General features: G+C 53.4%; 7 tRNA genes. All 7 read left to right on the top strand.

Annotation, left to right across the window (positions count from 1 at the left end):
- Positions 1–8 precede the first annotated feature (8 nt).
- The 7 genes from OMU_RS17430 to OMU_RS17400 all read left to right on the top strand — a co-directional run bounded on the left by OMU_RS17430 (position 9) and on the right by OMU_RS17400 (position 627).
- Positions 9–94: transfer RNA gene (locus tag OMU_RS17430), tRNA-Leu, on the top strand.
- 13 nt (positions 95–107) lie between these two features.
- A tRNA-Arg gene (locus OMU_RS17425) sits at positions 108–181 on the top strand.
- Between the two features lie 3 nt (positions 182–184).
- Positions 185–258, top strand: a tRNA-Pro gene (locus OMU_RS17420).
- A gap of 15 nt (positions 259–273) precedes the next feature.
- Positions 274–346, top strand: a tRNA-Ala gene (locus OMU_RS17415).
- A 14-nt stretch (positions 347–360) separates the two neighbouring features.
- Positions 361–434: transfer RNA gene (locus OMU_RS17410), tRNA-Met, on the top strand.
- Between the two features lie 14 nt (positions 435–448).
- Positions 449–522, top strand: a tRNA-Ile gene (locus OMU_RS17405).
- Positions 523–537: 15 nt separating this feature from the next.
- Positions 538–627: transfer RNA gene (locus OMU_RS17400), tRNA-Ser, on the top strand.
- Positions 628–631 lie beyond the last annotated feature (4 nt).

Raw genomic sequence — 631 nt, 5'->3', positions numbered from 1 at the left:
GGAAGAACGCCGGGGTGGCGGAACTGGCAGACGCACAGGACTTAAAATCCTGCGGTGAGTGATCACCGTACCGGTTCGATTCCGGTCCTCGGCATTAACTAAATAACGCACCCGTAGCTCAATTGGATAGAGTACTTGACTACGAATCAAGGGGTTAGAGGTTCGAGTCCTCTCGGGTGCATTTCGGGAAGTAGCTCAGCTTGGTAGAGCACTTGGTTTGGGACCAAGGGGTCGCAGGTTCGAATCCTGTCTTCCCGATAGAAATAAAATTTTGGGGCCTTAGCTCAGCTGGGAGAGCGCCTGCTTTGCACGCAGGAGGTCAGCGGTTCGATCCCGCTAGGCTCCATTTTTTATTAATAACGCGGTGTAGCTCAGCTGGCTAGAGCGTCCGGTTCATACCCGGGAGGTCGGGGGTTCGATCCCCTCCGCCGCGATTTTATTCGAGCCAGGACCTTTAGCTCAGTTGGTTAGAGCAGACGGCTCATAACCGTCCGGTCGTAGGTTCGAGTCCTACAAGGTCCATAGTGACTCTTTTATGGAGGATTACCCAAGTCCGGCTGAAGGGAACGGTCTTGAAAACCGTCAGGCGGGTAAAACCGTGCAAGGGTTCGAATCCCTTATCCTCCTTTTA

It is taken from the genome of Enterococcus avium ATCC 14025, assembly GCF_000406965.1.
Taxonomy (GTDB): Bacteria; Bacillota; Bacilli; order Lactobacillales; family Enterococcaceae; genus Enterococcus_A; species Enterococcus_A avium.
Note: the sequence above shows the minus strand (reverse complement) of the source record. Positions and strands in the feature narration are given on the sequence as shown.